Source organism: Hymenobacter cellulosilyticus (assembly GCF_022919215.1).
GTDB lineage: Bacteria > Bacteroidota > Bacteroidia > Cytophagales > Hymenobacteraceae > Hymenobacter > Hymenobacter cellulosilyticus.
In genome coordinates this window covers 1,717,445-1,732,574 of the sequence record NZ_CP095046.1, presented here as the reverse complement: position 1 = coordinate 1,732,574, position 15,130 = coordinate 1,717,445, and the positions used below count along the sequence as shown (strand labels likewise).

General features: G+C 59.3%; 17 protein-coding genes. 10 read left to right on the top strand and 7 right to left on the bottom strand.

The window, feature by feature from the left end; all coding sequences use genetic code 11:
- Positions 1 to 32 precede the first annotated feature (32 nt).
- Positions 33 to 2,420: a type IX secretion system anionic LPS delivery protein PorZ gene (gene porZ / locus MUN79_RS08610; RefSeq protein ID WP_244677289.1), complete on the bottom strand. Its 2,388-nt coding sequence runs from the start codon at positions 2,418 to 2,420 to the stop codon at positions 33 to 35.
- Positions 2,421 to 2,482: 62 nt separating this feature from the next.
- Positions 2,483 to 3,106, bottom strand: a complete 624-nt coding sequence (locus MUN79_RS08605; protein WP_244677288.1) for a thymidine kinase — start codon at positions 3,104 to 3,106, stop codon at positions 2,483 to 2,485.
- A 279-nt stretch (positions 3,107 to 3,385) separates the two neighbouring features.
- Here MUN79_RS08605 and MUN79_RS08600 point away from each other — a divergent pair, with 279 nt between their 5' ends.
- Positions 3,386 to 3,823: a PAS domain-containing protein gene (locus tag MUN79_RS08600; protein ID WP_244677287.1), complete on the top strand. Its 438-nt coding sequence runs from the start codon at positions 3,386 to 3,388 to the stop codon at positions 3,821 to 3,823.
- A complete protein-coding gene (locus MUN79_RS08595) occupies positions 3,754 to 4,581 on the top strand; it encodes a sensor histidine kinase (protein WP_244677286.1) in 828 nt (275 codons plus the stop codon). The genes MUN79_RS08600 and MUN79_RS08595 overlap by 70 nt, the downstream gene beginning before the upstream one ends.
- 18 nt (positions 4,582 to 4,599) lie before the next feature.
- On the opposite strand, the gene MUN79_RS08590 is transcribed toward MUN79_RS08595, so the two are convergent.
- A complete protein-coding gene (locus MUN79_RS08590) occupies positions 4,600 to 4,923 on the bottom strand; it encodes a 2Fe-2S iron-sulfur cluster-binding protein (RefSeq protein WP_244677285.1) in 324 nt (107 codons plus the stop codon).
- A 34-nt stretch (positions 4,924 to 4,957) separates the two neighbouring features.
- On the opposite strand from MUN79_RS08590, the gene MUN79_RS08585 reads away from it, so the two are divergent.
- From MUN79_RS08585 to MUN79_RS08575, 3 genes are read left to right on the top strand one after another with little or no spacing between them, the layout of a single operon-like run.
- Positions 4,958 to 6,151 carry a DUF8457 domain-containing protein gene (locus MUN79_RS08585; RefSeq protein WP_244677284.1) on the top strand — a complete coding sequence of 398 codons (1,194 nt, stop codon included), beginning with the start codon at positions 4,958 to 4,960 and terminating at the stop codon, positions 6,149 to 6,151.
- On the top strand, positions 6,144 to 6,896 hold the full coding sequence (locus tag MUN79_RS08580; RefSeq protein WP_244677283.1) for a hypothetical protein: 753 nt from the start codon (positions 6,144 to 6,146) through the stop codon (positions 6,894 to 6,896). The genes MUN79_RS08585 and MUN79_RS08580 overlap by 8 nt, the downstream gene beginning before the upstream one ends.
- A complete protein-coding gene (locus MUN79_RS08575) occupies positions 6,833 to 7,237 on the top strand; it encodes a hypothetical protein (RefSeq protein WP_244677282.1) in 405 nt (134 codons plus the stop codon). The genes MUN79_RS08580 and MUN79_RS08575 overlap by 64 nt, the downstream gene beginning before the upstream one ends.
- Here MUN79_RS08575 and MUN79_RS08570 read toward each other — a convergent pair.
- From MUN79_RS08570 to MUN79_RS08560, 4 genes are read right to left on the bottom strand one after another with little or no spacing between them, the layout of a single operon-like run.
- The gene (locus MUN79_RS08570; RefSeq protein WP_244677281.1) at positions 7,234 to 8,814 is read right to left on the bottom strand and encodes a hypothetical protein; all 1,581 of its coding nucleotides are present in this window, start codon (positions 8,812 to 8,814) and stop codon (positions 7,234 to 7,236) included. The two genes, MUN79_RS08575 and MUN79_RS08570, sit on opposite strands and share 4 nt — an antisense overlap.
- A gap of 16 nt (positions 8,815 to 8,830) precedes the next feature.
- On the bottom strand, positions 8,831 to 10,129 hold the full coding sequence (gene rodA, locus MUN79_RS08565; protein ID WP_244677280.1) for a rod shape-determining protein RodA: 1,299 nt from the start codon (positions 10,127 to 10,129) through the stop codon (positions 8,831 to 8,833).
- 2 nt (positions 10,130 to 10,131) lie between these two features.
- A complete protein-coding gene (locus MUN79_RS30775; RefSeq protein ID WP_311136692.1) occupies positions 10,132 to 10,602 on the bottom strand; it encodes a penicillin-binding transpeptidase domain-containing protein in 471 nt (156 codons plus the stop codon).
- Positions 10,491 to 11,963 carry a penicillin-binding transpeptidase domain-containing protein gene (locus tag MUN79_RS08560; RefSeq protein WP_311136691.1) on the bottom strand — a complete coding sequence of 491 codons (1,473 nt, stop codon included), beginning with the start codon at positions 11,961 to 11,963 and terminating at the stop codon, positions 10,491 to 10,493. Before MUN79_RS08560 ends, MUN79_RS30775 begins: the two co-directional genes overlap by 112 nt.
- Positions 11,964 to 12,364: 401 nt before the next feature.
- Here MUN79_RS08560 and MUN79_RS08555 point away from each other — a divergent pair, with 401 nt between their 5' ends.
- From MUN79_RS08555 to MUN79_RS08535, 5 genes are all read left to right on the top strand, one after another.
- Positions 12,365 to 12,532 carry a hypothetical protein gene (locus MUN79_RS08555; protein ID WP_244677279.1) on the top strand — a complete coding sequence of 56 codons (168 nt, stop codon included), beginning with the start codon at positions 12,365 to 12,367 and terminating at the stop codon, positions 12,530 to 12,532.
- Positions 12,505 to 12,780 carry a carboxypeptidase-like regulatory domain-containing protein gene (locus MUN79_RS08550; RefSeq protein WP_244677278.1) on the top strand — a complete coding sequence of 92 codons (276 nt, stop codon included), beginning with the start codon at positions 12,505 to 12,507 and terminating at the stop codon, positions 12,778 to 12,780. Before MUN79_RS08555 ends, MUN79_RS08550 begins: the two co-directional genes overlap by 28 nt.
- Before the next feature lie 352 nt (positions 12,781 to 13,132).
- A complete protein-coding gene (locus MUN79_RS08545; RefSeq protein WP_244677277.1) occupies positions 13,133 to 13,522 on the top strand; it encodes a c-type cytochrome in 390 nt (129 codons plus the stop codon).
- A 77-nt stretch (positions 13,523 to 13,599) separates the two neighbouring features.
- On the top strand, positions 13,600 to 14,199 hold the full coding sequence (locus MUN79_RS08540; protein WP_244677276.1) for a YceI family protein: 600 nt from the start codon (positions 13,600 to 13,602) through the stop codon (positions 14,197 to 14,199).
- 22 nt (positions 14,200 to 14,221) lie between these two features.
- Positions 14,222 to 15,130, top strand: a complete 909-nt coding sequence (locus MUN79_RS08535; protein ID WP_244677275.1) for a DUF5777 family beta-barrel protein — start codon at positions 14,222 to 14,224, stop codon at positions 15,128 to 15,130.

Sequence of the window (15,130 nt, the reverse complement as noted above, 5' to 3'; positions counted from 1 at the left end):
TAACTCCCGCCGCCCGCTCTGAAGGCCGGTATTTATTTCTGCACTACGGCAATTTTGCTGATGCAGCCGTTTTTGCCATCCGCATCCGAGGAGAGCAGCAGGTACACCCCCGACTGCACTTTACGGCCGTTGTAGTCGGCCAGGTTCCAGACCACCGTGCCGCCGTTGGCCTTGGTCTGGTACACGAGCTTGCCCGTTACGTCCGTAATCTTGACCATCCCGTTGTTGGCCAACCCGCTGATACCGACCTGCCCGGTGAAGTCGGTGCGCACCGGGTTGGGCGACACCTTCGCACAGTCGGGCTTGCCTTCCGTAATGGAAGCGGCGCCACGGAACGACACCAGGCCCCCGTCGGTGCTGACAAATACCTCCCCGGTTTTGTCGTTTACTTCCACCTCCACGATGCTGTTGGAGGGTAGCGGACTGTTTTCGGTGGTGAAATGCAGCAAATCCTCGTCGGCATCTTCGGTGAAGAGCCACAGGCCCCGGTCGGTGCCGAACCACTTGCGGTTGGCCCCGTCGACGGCTATTGTCTTCACTACCTCGTCGCGCAGGGCCCGGAAGCCGGTGGAAATGCCAGTGCGAATAAGGGGCTGCTGAAGGCTACCGGCGTTGGTGGAGAGAAATACCGTGCTGGGGTCGTTGAAAACGGCTATTCCCTTGGCCGTAGCCACCCAGATATTGCCTTTGCGGTCCTTGGCTAGGTCGTATATATAATCATCGGGCAGCTCACTGTTGACGGCATTGAACGACCGGTAATACTGATTAACCGGGTCGTAGGCAATCAGACCACCGCCAGAGCTTGTGTTGAGGAGCTTGCGCGACTGGGACACCCACACGTAGTCATTATCATCAATAACAATGCGGTCCAGTCCTTCAAAGCCGGAAAGATAGGGCATGGTTTTCCAGGTATTGGTGGCGGGCAAGTACTGATGCAGCCCCGAAATACCCGGCAATTCCGTATGGCGGTTTACCACCCACACGTTGTCCTTGGAATCCTTGGCCAGGTCGGTGATCCGGACATAGTTCTGATAAGTGGTCTGATAATCCTTTTCACCAGGTCGTAAGGAAGTCTGCAGCGGGGAGCCCGGCGTGCCTTGCGTGAAATGCTCGAATTCCCAGGGGCCTTTCCACTTCAGCAGGCCGTTGCCGTAGGTGGCAATGTAGAGCGTGCCGTCCTTGGTGCGAACTCCGCGGGTAATATCCTTGAACCTAGGGAACGAAGCCGTCGGGGTGAAGCCCTCATTGGTGAAATTGGTCCATTTGCCGTCTTTGTACTCAAAGAAGCCACCACCCCACTCCTGCTGCACGTACCGGTCGTCATACCCACCACTAAAGACATCTACCGTGTTGGAGCGGGCATCGGCCAGGATGCTGTACGAGCGGCTGTAGGCTGGGGCGTTGGTAACAAAACTTTCTACCTGCTTATTGGCCGAGAGCTTCACTAGCCCATTGCGCGAGTCAGCCACGTAAAAATCACCCTCCTTACTTTGTATTACGGCAACCGGAAACGGGCTTTGCTCCGTTGTGAGCAGACGCTCTACGGTGCCGTTGGGCTTGATGAGCATGATTTTGCCATCACCAACGGCTAGCAGCCCAGCAGCCGAAGCATTCAGCTGCTGATACCGGTCGCCCACGTACACGGTGTAATTAGGCTGCCAGATAGTAGTAGGGTCGCAGTTATAGCACAGCAGGTTGCCGGCATCAACGCCGGCGTACACTTTCTTGTTGTAGGTAGTCAGGGTACGGTAGCGGGCCGTGGCCGCGCTGGCCGAGGGCAAATCGATGGTCCAGCGCCGGTAGTCGAGCAGGTTTTCGGTGAGCTGCCCGCGCATTAGCCCAGCGGAAGTAGCCGCAAACAGCGTGTTGTCCAGCACCGTAGTGGCGTACACCGTCACGGGCGCACCACCGGGTCCAATGTTGCCGTAGGTTTCCCGGATTTCGTGCCGGGCCATATCCACGACCACCAAGCCAAAGCCGGCACTTAGATACGCCCGGCCCTGACTGAAGCTGACCTGGGTAACGGTCTTGTCGCCGGTAATGGTTTTGCGCCGAATGGCATTGAGGTTGAGAATACTGCCGTCGTCCCCGATGATATCCAGGTTGCCGTTGCGGTACACCACCAGCAGCTGCTTGGTCGTAGGGTCGTAGCCCAGCGTGCTCACCCCTACGTCGTGCAGCCCATCCCGGCTGGAGAGCAGCTGCGTGGTGTTCAGCTCTTTATCGTAAAAGAAGAAAGCCTCCTCGGTGGCCACGTAGATGCGGTTGCCGGCTTCGGCCAAGGCCCGGGCCCGGTTGTTGGGCAAATACAGCTGCCAGTCGCCGTAGCCGGCCGTGTTTTGCGCTACGGCCCCGCTGATAGCCAGCAGGAGCAGAAAGAAGGTACCGGACCACCGGCTGACGCGTAGCAGATAATTCATTGGCAAAAGGAAAAAGCCTACTTAAGGTATAAAATCAGGTACCTAACGCCGAGCCGGGCTGATTAGTGCTTTGCGGCGGTGACTGTGGGCTCCGTCGTTTTTTCCTTCATGCCTTCCAGGAAGCAGGCCCGGCAGCGCGCCTCGTACGAATCGGTTTCGCCCAGCAGGATCTTGTCGTCGGAAGCGGCAATGCGGAAGGAATACGTGGCCAGCTCGCCGCAGCACACGCACACGGCGTGCACCTTGGTTACAAACTCGGCAATGGCCATCAGCGTGGGCATGGGGCCAAAAGGCTTGCCCATAAAATCCATGTCGAGGCCGGCCACGATGACGCGGGTGCCGCGGTTGGCCAGCTGGGTGCAGACCTCCACCAAGGACTCATCAAAGAACTGGGCCTCGTCGACGCCCACTACGTCGCAGGCGCCGGCCAGCAGCAGCATTTCCTGGGCAATGGGCACGGGCGTGGAGCGGATGCTATTAGCGTTGTGCGACACCACGTTATGGTCGTGGTAGCGGGTATCGAGGGCGGGCTTGAATATCTCGACGCGCTGCCGGGCAATTTTGGCCCGGTTCAGCCGGCGAATGAGCTCTTCGGTTTTGCCCGAAAACATGGAGCCACAAACAACTTCAATCCAGCCCCGGCGGGGCGTATCGCGGCTCGTGCCGACGCGGGGTTCTATAAACACGGTGGTAGCAGTTGGCGGTGGTCGGAACCCGGCGGGCAGGCTCCAGTTGGAACCTCTAAAGTACGAGTTTCAGGGCGGAGCCTCAAACGCCCAGCTCTGGGCTTTTCACTACTACAAAGATTATCAACATCTTATACCTGAGCAGTCTTTTGCGGGCCAGGCGCCGGCACCGTCGAGTGTCTTTTCTAAATACTGAAAAGTCTGGAACGGACTGGCCGCCGGGCCGTACCTTGTCAGCAGTATCCCGCCTCCACCGCTTCATGGATACTACCCCTGCTCATGTTTAGCCCCAGTGACTCTGCCGAAATAGAAATGAATGCCCTGCGAGAAGAAATCCGGCAGCTGCGCCAGTATCAGGCCGCGGCGCAGGAGCTGGCGCAGCAGCGGGAACAGCACGCGCAAAGCCAGCGGCGCTTCCGGACGGTGTTTGAGAATTCGCCCCTGGGCCAGAAAATCATTGCCCCTGACCTGACCATCCGGCAGGCCAACGCGGCCCTGGCTGATATGCTGGGCGTGGGCAGTGCCGGTGCGCTGGTGGGCCGGCGCATTCTGGACTTTGCGCACCCGCATCACCGCTACGACTGGGAGCTGCTGCAGGAACGCCTCTGGGGCACAAGACGCCAAGCTTCTCGCTCGAAACCTGCCTGGTGCGCCCCGACGGCTCCTCGTTTTGGTGTCGGGTCACTTCGATTCTGTTCGAAGATGAAGCCGGCCTGATGGGCTATACTACTTTGGAGGATATTTCGGAGCGGAAGGCAGCTGAGGAAACCCTCAAGCGCCTGTACGACGCGCAGGAAACCATCATGCATCTCATTGCCCACGACCTGAAAAACCCGCTGACCAACATTCAGATGCTGGTGGAGGTGCTGCAGCGCGACGAAACCCTGCTGAGCACCTGCCCGGCCAATACGCAGAAGGAAACCAAGGCCTTTTTGAGCATGATAGAGCAAGCCTGCACCGATGCCAATGCCCTGCTCAAGGACGTGCTGTACCTAGGCGAGCTGGATGCCAAACGCATGGAAAAGCAGCGCGTCAATATGAACGACTACCTGGACGCCCGCCTGCTGGTGTACCGGGTGGTAGCCCAGCAGCAGGGCATCGAGCTGGTGCTGGAGCTGCCGGCCGAAGTAGTGGAGGCTCACATTCATCCCGGCCGCTTCAGCCGCGTCCTGGACAATCTGCTAACCAACGCCCTGAAGTTTACGCCCCGGGGAGGCCACATTTACGTCAGGCTACAGGAACAGCAGGGCCGGGTTCACATTCAGGTGCAGGATACCGGCCAGGGCATACCGGCCGAGCTGCAGGAGCACGTTTTCGACAAGTTCAGCACGGCCGCGCGGGAGGGTCTCTATGGTACTGCCACCACTGGGCTGGGCCTTTTCATCACCAAGCAGATTGTGCTGCTGCACGGGGGCAAGATCTGGCTGGAAAGCTTTGAGCACAAAGGCACTACCTTCTTTATCGAGCTTCCCTGAGCCAACAGCTTGGCGGCTTTATTCGGAGTAGTGCTGGTGGGGTAGCTGGGTGGCCTCGGGTACGCGCCCGGTTACGCTGCCCGCGGACAGGCGCGTCTGGCACGTGAGGCGCTCGTGGGGCAGCAGGCGGCCGGCCGTACGGTAGCGTAACTCCGCGTCGGTGGGCGGACTGAGCAGCTCCAGGCCTTCGGTGACTTCCAGGCGGCAGGTGGTGCAGCGGCCTTTGGCTCCGCAGGCGTGCATCCAGTCGAAGCCGGCGGCGTGCAGAGCGGCGAGCAGCGTAGCGCCGGTGGGCACCGAAACTACGGCGCCAGGCAGGTTTTGCACGGTTAGAGTGGGCATCTTTGCGTAAATTGCCCGTTGAACCAGGCTTTCAATGAAAGACAAATATAGCTCCGCAAAACGCGAACAATACGGTCAGCGGCTGGCCGCTCAGCTTTGTGCCCAGCACTTTGGCCCCGCTCCTACCGCCACCCTAGACGGACCGGCGGTGCTGCGCTTTACGCCTATCCGGCAGGTAAACCTGTTTGTGGTGCAGCAGCTGCTCACGCAGTGGACGGCCGAAATGGCCCGCTTGCGCAGCCCTTACTTCGACTTTGAGGCCGCCGACGTGCGCCAGGCCCTGACCCAGTTTATGAACACCCTCTCGCGCCGCATCAAGCTGGGCCGGGCGGCGTTTGAACCCCTGCTGGCCCGGGCCATCAGCGACACGCTGGGCGTGGCCGTCGACCCGCAACAGGCTTTCGAGCAGAAGCTGCTAGGCACCCAGCCCACTGTGACGGCTGAGCAGCTGCGTGACTCGCTGCGTTACCTGGACCTGGACAAGGCCTTTTTTCAGGGCTTTATCGATACCCTCGCCCCGGGCACCACGCTGGAGCGGGACGCTGTCTTGACCCGTTTCAACCTCTACCAGGAAGCTAACCCCAAGGACCACTCGGTTCTGGAGAAAGTCGTGGAGGAGTTCAGCCAGTTGCTGCCACTTTCTGTTGCCGACCTAGAGGAACAGGCTGCGCCCGTAGCTGCTAAAGCACCCGAGGCAGCTCCCGCCACGCCTGCACCTGCCCCGGTGGCAGAAGAAGCTCCCGCCGTTTCCGCTGCCCCAAGCGCACCTGAGTCCGCTACACCGCCTTCTTTCGTTGCCCCCGCGGCTCCTGTTTCTGTTCCAGTTACGTCGGAGCCCGAGCCGGCCCGCCGCTCTTTAGCCGAAACCGTAGCTCCAGCCGGCGTGCCGCTCTACGAGAAGCTGAAGGCCGAGCGCCCGGCTTCGGCCCCACTCAGCGAAACGCTACGAGCCGAACGCACCAGCACCACGCTGGCTGAGAAGTCGGCGCCCAAGGTGGAGTCGCTGCGGGAGGCCATTTCCATCAACCAGCGCTTCAGCTTCATCAACGAGCTGTTTAACGGGGAAAACATGGAATACCACACCGCTATTCAGCACCTCGACACGCTGCCCACGGCCGACATTGCCAAGCGCTACGTGACGGAAGATCTGGCCACCAAATACGGCTGGGTGCGCAAGGAAGAGCACATCAACAAGCTGCTCAAGCTGCTGGACCGCAAGTTTGCCTAACCCCCGAGGCGGCGTGCTTACCCCGGTGGCCTCCGTGTTGGCTTCTTCCCAGCTGCGCTGGCGGCAATTGCTGCTCGTGTACGTGCTGGCCGTGGGCGTGCTGGCCGGCAGCGCCTACACGATGTACGTGCACTACGACTTTTCCCATTCCCTAGACACGCGCAGCTACCTAAGCATGGCCCGGGGTGAGTTTCGGGGCGTCAGCATCACGCGGCGCTACCGGGTACCGGTGCCGGCCGTGGCGGGCGCCGTAGCCTGGCCCGTAGAGCAGGTGTACGCCCGAATCTGGCCCCAGCGGGCCGCCACCGAGTGGCCCCTGCGGCTGGCCTTTTACCTGGTCAATACTCTGGTGCTGGCCGGAGCTGGCCTGCTCATTTTCCGCAGCTGCCTGCTTTTCGGGGCTTCGCCGGCCGCCGCAGCGCTGGCCCTGGTGGCTGTGCTAACCAGCCGCTGGGCGGTGTACACGGCCGGTTTGCCCCTGGTGGATAGTTTGTACCTGCTCGTGTTTGCCCTGGCGTTTTATGGGGCGCACAGTGGCTCAGCAGCGGCCCTAGTGGCCTGTATTCTGCTGGGGCCGCACGCCAAAGAGTCGTTTATTTTTCTGGTGCCGTGGCTGCTCTGGTTTGCCCGTCCCGCCCTGTCCTGGCCCGGCAGCTGGCCTGGCTGGCCGTGTCGGGAGCCGTGGCCTATGGCGTCCGGCACTGGATTGATGCGCAAGTGGGCGCCCCGCCCCAGGAAAGCCTGAACAACGCGCTAAACCACTTTCACAATCTTGCTTATTCCCTGCGGCGGCTGCTGTCGGTGAAGGGGGCCGGGGAAATCTTCAGCATTTTCGGTTTTTTCTGGCTGGTGTTGCTGGCGGGGTTACGCCGTGATACCTCACGGTGGCTGCGGCCCGTGGGCCGGGGCGGAGTGGCCCTGCTAGCCGTGGTGCTTATTCACATGCTGCTCTCCGGCGACTTGGGCCGCATGGGCTACCTGGCTAGCCCCGTATTTGCCGTGGTATTTTCCTTGGTTTTAACCCGGCACCCGGCTTTCCGCTGGCTGATTTCCTGCCCCTCGGACACTGAAAACCGGCCCGTTTAGCGGATTTCAGTCAGGTAATACGGTCCGAATGCCGTGGGAAAAGAGTCTACCTTTTGGGTCCGGAAACCCCGTAGCAGCTCGGCATTCTGGTTGCCGTACACCAGCTGAGCGCGGTCCAGCAGCTGCGGGCCATCAAGCCCGGTTGTAAAAACCCGGTGCCCAGCGCGCAGCTGAGTGCGCAGCCACTGCCGGAACCGGGCCGGCGACTGGCCGGGACGCTGCACCAGCAGCGTAGGCGTGGGCAGCACGTTGGGGGGCGCTACAGCCTGGCCGGTGCGGTAATGCAACTGATTGAGCGTCAGGTTGTGGTTATCAAGCAAAAACCAGCTGGTGGGCTTTAGCAGAATCTGCCGGTATAACGCGCTGGCGGCTTGAATACCGGTATTTGTGAAGCGCAGATAATGGCTGGGAACCAGGCCAAAGGCCAAATTCCAGCCCAGCAAGGCCAGGCCCAGCGTGGCTACCGTCCGGGCCGGCAGCCACTGCAGCCCGGCAGCCGCCGCCACGGCCAGCAGCGCGGGTACCATTACCATAAACTCGGCATTGCCCTCGGAATACACCGCGAATAACAGATGTAAGCCCAGAATCAGCAGGTGAGTGCGCACCACGGGCTGCACTGCTGCCCCGGGCTCGGTCACCGGCGCCGGCCGCCGAAAGTTCCGCCATAGCTGCCACGAAGCGTAGGTCCCTAAAAGCAGAAAAGCCAGCACCACCAGCCACAGTGCCGGATACAGCCGCAGCAAGGCCAGCGTGGAGCCGTGCACCTGTACAAACGTGCGCCCTAAGTTGACCACCGAAAGCAGTAAGCCGTGCCCCGATACGCTGCCCGTGGCCGTGCCCGCATAATAATCGTGAAACACGAAGCGCCACAGAGCCGGCAAGGTGAGCGGCTGCTGCCAGTAAGGCAAGGCCGCTACGTAAGCCGCGGGCACCAGCAAGGCCGGCAAAGCAAACAGCAGCAAGGCTCGTAGCTTAGCCTTGAGAGCGTAATACCCTGTGCCCAGCAGCAGGCCCAGCCACCAGCAGAAGTGAATCTGGTGAAACAGGCAGGCCAGGGCCGCCCAGAACCCGGCTAGTACTAAATGGCGCGTTTTCAGCCCGCCCAATTGGTAGCGCGCCCAAGCCAGGCTGCCCAGCAACGACAGCAGCACGGGCAGAACGTAGGCTTCGTTTTCGGTGGCAAAGCGCAGCACGCCGAAGCTGGCGCCAGCCAGCAGCAGCCAGGGCCATACCTTTTTGTCGGCGGGCAGCACCAGGTGCAGCAACTGCCGCAGCACCAGCAGAATGGTCCCGGCGGCCAGCGCATTTAGCAGTTTGAGGGCCGCCAGTTCATCCAGCTCCCAGCCCACCGTGTGCAAAGCCTTGGCCCAGAGCCAGCCCGCGGCGTTGTAGAGCAGGTGGTGGGGCAGCAGCAATTCGTGCCCGTGGCGCACGCAGGCTGCGTAGTACCAGGCATCCAGCGTCGAGTTGCTGGTGCCCAGCCACAGACACAGCCCGGTCAGGAGGCCGATAACTATGAATTCCGAGTTCTGAAGTATGAATTGGCGCAGCCGCCCCGGAGAGAATTCAGAACTCATAATTCACCATTCAGAATTACCGAACCAAGTCCTGTTTGCGGTAGGCGTCGATGGCCAGCAGGATGAACAGCAGCACGGTGAACGACCACAGCGAGGAGCCACCGTAGCTGAAGAACGGCAGCGGAATGCCCACCACCGGCGCCAGCCCGATAGTCATACCGATATTGACAGCAAAGTGGAAGAACAGGATGCTGGCCACGCAATAGCCGTAGGTGCGCCCAAACACCGATTTCTGGCGCTCGGCCACGTACAGCACCCGGCCCAGCAGCGCCATAAACAGCACGATAACCACTGTGGTACCCAGCCAGCCGCCTTCCTCGCCGATGGTACAGAAAATGAAGTCGGTGCTTTGGGCCGGCACGAAGTCGAACTTGGTTTGGGTGCCCTGCAAAAAGCCTTTGCCGGCAAAGCCGCCCGAGCCGATGGCAATCTTGGACTGCGTCACGTTCCAGCCCACGCCCAGCGGGTCGGCTGAGGGGTTGATGAGCACCTCAATGCGCTTGCGCTGGTGGTCCTGCAGCACGTTGTTGAAGAAAAAATCCACGCCGAAGACCATGCCAATAACTACCGCCCACACCGACAAGGACAACGGCAGATGGTGGCGCAGCACCTTGGGGTTGGCAGCAAAAACCAGGGCCAGAATGACGGTAAACGCTCCAACCAGCCACAGCTTAGGAACCAGCAGCGCCAGAATCAGGATGATGGCACCGGCGGCCAGAATCACCAGAATCAGCGGCGACATTCCCTCGCGGAAGTAGGCCAGCAAAAAGGCGGCAAACACCAGGGCCTGCCCGGTTTCATTGGCGGCCAGAATGAGCACCGGCGGCAGCAGCGTGAGACCGGCCAGCACGGCCTGGTCACGGAAATTCTGTTGGCGCAGATTGATGCTGGCCATGTAGCGCGACACGGCCAGAGCCGTGATAAACTTGGCAAACTCGGCCGGCTGCAGCCGCATGGGCCCCAGCTCGAGCCAGGAGCGCGACCCGCCAATGGGCCGGGCAATAAACGGCGTGATGATGAGCAGCGCTATCATGATGCCGTAGAGCACGAAGGCAAACGTGTCGTAGGCCTTGTAGTCGATGACGACGAGCACCACGATGAGCACCACGGCGGTACCTATCCACAGGATTTGCTTGAACCAGTCGAAGGCCATGAGCTGCTGGAAGCTCAGGTTGCCAAATAGGCTGCCGTTGGTGGGCACATCGGGCGAGTAGCTGGCCGCATACACCGTGAGCCAGCCCAGGCCCACCATCAGGGCGTAGATGCCAACGGTGACCCAGTCGAGGCTGCGGCTATAGCGGGCGGGTAGAGCCATACTTAGCGGTGTTTTACGAATTTATCGGCACTGCCCTGCAGCCAGTATTCCCACCGTTTGCGCACCACTTTGCCCCGCAGGTACTTCTCAATCATGAGCGAAGCCAGGGGCGCGGCCGAAGTGCCCCCGAAGCCGGCGTTTTCAATAAACACGGCAATGGCAATCTTAGGGTCCTCGGCCGGGGCAAAGGCGGCAAACGTGGCGTGGTCGTCGCCGTGGGGGTTCTGCACGGTGCCGGTTTTGCCCGCCACCGAAATACCAAACTGGGCCAGGCTGGCGAAGTTGCCGGTGCCCCCGCGCCCGTCTACCACGGCCTGCATGCCCGGAATCACCGATTCGAAGTACTTCGGGTCGACGGTGGTCACGTGGCGCTGGGTGTACTCGGGCAGCGGCCCGCCCTGCCCGATGCCGCGCACGAAATGCGGGGTGTAATAGTAGCCGCGGTTGGCAATGGTGGCCATAATGTTAGCCATCTGCAAGCCGGTAATACCAATTTCCCCTGCCCGATGCTAAGCGAATACACCGTTTTATAGCCCCAGCGGTGGTAGCCATAGGCCTTGTCGTAGAACTCGGGCGAGGGTATCATACCTTTCTTTTCACTGGCCATGTCCACACCCAGCTTCGAACCCAGCCCGAACGACATCACCTGCCGCCGCCATTCGCCCAGGCCCAGGCGGGCATCCTCGAAGCGGTTGGTGGAGCGGCCCCGCAGCACGCTGGCCTTCATCACCTGGTAGAAATACGGGTTACAGCTTTGCTTGATGGCAATGGTCAGATTGCGGGGCGGCTCGTGCCGGTGCGTGCAGCGTACCAGCCGCCAGTTGCAGTCGAAGCCGGTTTCGGGCGTTACCACGCCCATTTGCAGGGCCACCAGCTCGTTCACCATCTTAAACACCGAGCCGGGCGGATAGGTGGCCATCAGGGGGCGGTTGAACAGGGGCCGCTCGGGGTTATTGAGCAGCTCCATGTAGCGGTTGCCCATGCCCTTGCCGGTCAGAATGGAAGGCTCGTACATGGGGGCCGACACCAGGGCCAGAATTTCGCCGGTCTTGGGGTCCAGGGCCACGATGGAGCCCCGCTTGCCCTGCATCAGCATCTCACCGTATTTCTGCAGCTCAATATCAATGCTGGTGTGCAGATCCTGCCCCGCCACCGAAAGCGTATCGAACTCGCCGTTGCGAAAGGCGCCCTTCTCGATGCCGCGCACGTTGACCATGCGGTACTGCACCCCGCGCCGTCCCATCAGCACCGATTCGTAGAACGACTCCAGACCGGTAATGCCCAGGTTGTCGCCGGGCAGGTACTTGGCGTATTTGGGCTTTTCCAGAAAAGCGGGCGTAATGGCCCCCACGTAGCCCAGGGCGTGGGCCATGTTTTCCGTTTTGTAGGAGCGCGCCATCCGGGCCTTGATGCTGAAGCCGGGAAAGTCAATCAGGTTGTCCTGAATAGCGGCCAGTTCGGGCGTACTCAGGTTTTGCACCAGCGGCGAGGCCTTTACCCGCGAGTATTTGCGGGCGGCCTTCAGGCTCTCGCGCACCTCTTCCAGCGGCAGCTGCAAAAGCTGGCAGAAGCGGGCCGTATCAAGCTGCTTTACCTCCCGCGGCACCACCACCAGGTCGTACACGGGTATATTCTGCACCAGCAGCTGTCCGTTGCGGTCATAAATCAGACCACGGTAGGGCACCTGCACGATGCGCTGCAGCGTGTTGCGGTCGGCGGCCAGCTTGTAGCTGCCGTCCAGGACCTGGATGTAGAAGAGTCGGGCCCCAAATACCAGCGCCACGACCAGGAATAAGGCCTGAACGACGTATTTGCGGCCTTCAAGGTATTGCAAAGCGAAAGAAACTGAGGGTACACATTGGCCGACTTACCGGTCGGATTCACAAAGATACGATGGTAGGCTGGGGATTCCCTGAAATGATAAAACCACCGGTAAGGTTCAGTTGCAATGCCTGACAGCGCGGTTCTTATTATGAAGAACGGATGAAGAAATAGGAACCTTAAGCTCAACAGCAGGAACTTTTTCAACTAGTCATATTTGCAGTTCAAATAGCAAATTGCTATCTACACCGTGCAATTATCCCATTCGTTCCATTTTTAGTTAAACCTTACCCCTCAATTAGCAGTTAAAAGGCGTCACTAGATTTTTCTCTTCGACTACTCCCCAAGCCTGAGGCGGCATGTAACCGTCGTGTGCGCTTGCCTGACTTCTATCCCACCCTTTACCCGCTACCTATGCGTAACTTTACTTTCCTTCTCTTTTTCGCTTTCATGACCAGCCTGCAGGCATTTGCCCAGGATCCGCAGCAACGTCTGGCTCTGGCAGAAGACGAAAGCAGCCGGGCTGAAACGCCGGTAAATCCCGTCCGCCTGTCGTGCGCCCCTTGGTCGGCTATGTTGTAGATGCTGAAGGTCAGCCTTTGTCCAGCGCCATGCTGCTGGTGAAGGGCACCCAAAACGTGTATATCACTGACAGCGAAGGCCGCTTTCAGCTTACTTCTCCCGTGTACCAAAAGCAGGTGCTGACGGTAGAGTCGGCGGGCTACATCACCCGCCTGGTACCCTCAACGACTGCAAGATTCCTACCGTGGTACTGGAACGGGACCCGAACGCTAAAATCAAGCGTACGGGCAAGCGGGCCGGGCAGGTGACCCGGTACGGCAATGCTTTCATGCAATAAGGATTATACCTGTAATTTCTTAGCCTGTCTGCCTAGCAGTCAGGCTTTTTACCTGTTGGTGTGGTATAATTATTCTGTTATCTATGATTGACCATGGCTGATAGTACAATTATGCCTAAATTCGACTACAAATATGACATGCCATAAACGTGTCAGAATTCCCACAGAGAGCAACAGTACCTATACCGAGTGTTTTGGGACCTTCAACGAATATCACTATAGATAGCGCCCTTTTCACTCTACCTTTTCACACCCAAAGAGCTTTGTTCTGTCATATTACTATAGAATAGTATAGGCTCTTTCTTCAGCCCATTTCCCGTCTAATGCATAAATTTTTACGCTTGTTTCCGACTCGGGCTTTGGCCGGAGCCGCAGTTTCCCTACTAGCTTTTGTCTCGGCCTGTACCTATTCCAAAGGTCCTGAGCCTAGCCCTTGCAATGACCCTACCCCGGCAACCTACGCGGCGGTCATTTCTCCCATTTTCGATGCCAACTGCCGAGCCTGCCACGGCGCTACGGTGTACCAGACGCTGGGTGGTGGCAACGACTACAGCACCTATGAGGGCATAAAACGGCAGTCGAGCCGCCTGATTATCGGGTGCATCTCGCACGAGGCCGGCTACAACCCTATGCCTAAAGGAGGAGCCAAGATATCAGAGTGCGACATTGCTCAAATCAAGGCCTGGATTGCCGCCGGGCAGCCTAATAACTAGGCGCTACAGCCCAACTATTCCGGTTGCCGGCAGGGCCAGCAACTTTCCGTCCTACTCTCACCTTACGCACCCCTTTCATGAAGAGGCTGTTGTCCTTATTGTTTATACCCTTGCTGCTGGCGACTACCCAGTCGGGCTGGGCGCAGGGTAAATTCATGACCAAAACGGGTCGCGTCACGTTCTTTTCGACTAGTATCCTCGAAGACATTGAAGCCCGCAACACGGCGGCGGCGGCCGTGCTCGACCTAAGCTCCGGACAATTGGCTTTCAGTGTACCCATTAAGGAGTTCATGTTTAAGCGCACCCTGATGCAGGAGCACTTCAACGAGAACTACATGGAATCGGTCAAATTCCCCAAAGCCACGTTTAGCGGGCATTTCATCGGCCTGGATGTGGCCAAGCTAAGTGAGCCAGGAACCCACAACTGCAAAGTGGAAGGCGACTTAACGATTCACGGCGTAACGCACCACATGACGGTGCCGTGCTCCCTGGAAATGAAGAATGGGCAGCTCACGGCCTTTGCCCTTTTCAGCGTGGCTCCGGCCGACTACAACATTGAAATCCCACTGCTGGTACGCGAGAATATTGCCAAGATTGTGAGTATCCGCGTGGGCCTGGCCTGTGACCCGGTCGAGGGCGGAAACACTCCGGTAACGCGCTCAACTTCCCCCAACTAAGTTTTTACGAAGAGTTTCTTATATGAATACACCTCGACACGCTGTTCCTTTTCTGTTCAGCTTAGCCCTGGGCCTGTTGGCTTTTGCGCCCATGGCCCAGGCCCAGACCGACCTGTTGGGTCAGCTGGAAAAAGAAACCGAAGACTCTGCCAAACGCGAAGTGGTAGCTGCCACTTTCAAAGGCACCCACATCATCAACTCCCAGTCGGTAGAAACGCCGGGCAAAGGCACCTTGGCCTTTTTAATTCAGCACCGGTTTGGCACGCTCAACAGCGGCGCCTACAACTTCTTTGGCCTCGATCAGGCCGTGCTGCGTCTGAGCTTTGAGTATGGCCTGACCAGCCGCCTTACCGTGGGCCTGGGTCGCAGCTCCCAGGAAAAGACGTTCGACGGCTTCGCCAAATACCGCGCTATCCGGCAAACCACCGGCGTGCGTCCCATGCCGGTTTCGGTAACGCTGTTTGCTTCCTCGTCTATTACCACCCTTCGGTTCAACGAGCCTGTAGAACGTACCACGGCCTCACGCGTGACCTACGCCTACCAGGCCCTGATTGCCCGCAAGTTCAGCCCGGCCCTGTCGGTACAGCTGATGCCCACCCTGATTCACCGCAACTACGTGGCCACGGCTCCCGAGGAAAATGACGTGTACGCGCTGGGCGGCGCGCTGCGGCAGAAGATTACCAAGCGCACAGCTTTGACGGCCGACTATTACTACCTGTTTTCCAACCACACGGCCAGCAACTTCCGCAATGCCCTGGGTCTGGGCCTCGACATTGAAACCGGCGGCCACGTGTTTCAACTGCACGTGACCAACTCGCTGGGCATGACGGAGAAATTCTTCGTGCCCGAAACCACCGGTAACTTCTTTAGCGGCGACCTGTATTTCGGCTTTACAGTAGCCCGCAATTTCACGCTGAAGCCTCAGATTTAA

Bases quoted from the DNA above. Each gene is read 5' to 3' on its own strand.
- MUN79_RS08590 (WP_244677285.1), bottom strand. From the start codon at position 4,923: ATGCCCACTCTAACCGTGCAAAACCTGCCTGGCGCCGTAGTTTCGGTG.
- porZ (WP_244677289.1), bottom strand. From the start codon at position 2,420: ATGAATTATCTGCTACGCGTCAGCCGGTGGTCCGGTACCTTCTTTCTG.
- MUN79_RS08540 (WP_244677276.1), top strand. From the start codon at position 13,600: ATGAAGAGGCTGTTGTCCTTATTGTTTATACCCTTGCTGCTGGCGACT.
- MUN79_RS08570 (WP_244677281.1), bottom strand. From the start codon at position 8,814: ATGAGTTCTGAATTCTCTCCGGGGCGGCTGCGCCAATTCATACTTCAG.
- MUN79_RS08585 (WP_244677284.1), top strand. From the start codon at position 4,958: ATGAAAGACAAATATAGCTCCGCAAAACGCGAACAATACGGTCAGCGG.
- MUN79_RS30775 (WP_311136692.1), bottom strand. From the start codon at position 10,602: ATGGCTAACATTATGGCCACCATTGCCAACCGCGGCTACTATTACACC.
- MUN79_RS08600 (WP_244677287.1), top strand. From the start codon at position 3,386: ATGTTTAGCCCCAGTGACTCTGCCGAAATAGAAATGAATGCCCTGCGA.
- MUN79_RS08555 (WP_244677279.1), top strand. From the start codon at position 12,365: ATGCGTAACTTTACTTTCCTTCTCTTTTTCGCTTTCATGACCAGCCTG.
- MUN79_RS08545 (WP_244677277.1), top strand. From the start codon at position 13,133: ATGCATAAATTTTTACGCTTGTTTCCGACTCGGGCTTTGGCCGGAGCC.
- rodA (WP_244677280.1), bottom strand. From the start codon at position 10,129: ATGGCTCTACCCGCCCGCTATAGCCGCAGCCTCGACTGGGTCACCGTT.
- MUN79_RS08535 (WP_244677275.1), top strand. From the start codon at position 14,222: ATGAATACACCTCGACACGCTGTTCCTTTTCTGTTCAGCTTAGCCCTG.